The sequence below is a fragment of the Acidovorax sp. KNOB132 genome, assembly GCF_057541515.1.
Genome location: NZ_BAAJYT010000645.1, coordinates 1 through 618, shown reverse-complemented (window position 1 = coordinate 618; position 618 = coordinate 1). Strand labels below are relative to the sequence as shown.

The window sequence follows — 618 nt, the reverse complement described above, 5'->3', positions numbered from 1 at the left end:
GTGCGCCAGTCGCCGCACTCCGCGCCCGCCGCCGCGAGCGGCACGGTGGCGGGCCATTGCACGCCGGCCAGCGGGGGCTCGTACTGCACGCGCGCCAGCGCGGCCGGGCCATCGGGCACGAAGGTCATGGCGATCGACTTGTAGTTGACCAGCAGCGCGTCCGGCGCGGCGTTGTAGGGGCGCAGGGGCTCGCCGTCGAAGCGCGCGGCATCGTGGTCGGGCACGTCGAAGGCGCTGCGGTCCAGCACGATGTCGCCGACGATCACCTGGATGCCCTGCGCCTGCAGGCGCCGCATCAGCAGCCACAGGCGCTCCACCACGAGCTTGGGGTCGCCCTGCCCCTTGATGTACACGTTGCCCTGCAGGCTGCCCGACCGGGGGCGGGCGTCCAGGTACACCGGCGTGTCCCAGGTGAAGGCCGGCCCCAGTTGGTCCAGCGCGGCATAGGTAGTGACCAGCTTCATGACCGAGGCGGGATTGACCGGCACCTGCGCGCGGTAGGCGAGCCGGGGCGCCTGCCGGCCCTCCGCATCCACCACCACCACCGACAGGGCCTCGCGCGGCAGCTTGGCGCGCTGCAGGGCGGCCTCGACTGCGGGCGGCAGGGCGGCGGCCTCG

At 73.9% G+C, this 618-nt stretch carries 1 protein-coding gene; it reads right to left on the bottom strand.

Annotated elements, in window-relative coordinates:
• Positions 1-618 (bottom strand): D-alanyl-D-alanine carboxypeptidase/D-alanyl-D-alanine-endopeptidase (locus tag AC27IO_RS25190; protein ID WP_498741342.1); only part of this gene is annotated, 618 nt, incomplete at both ends.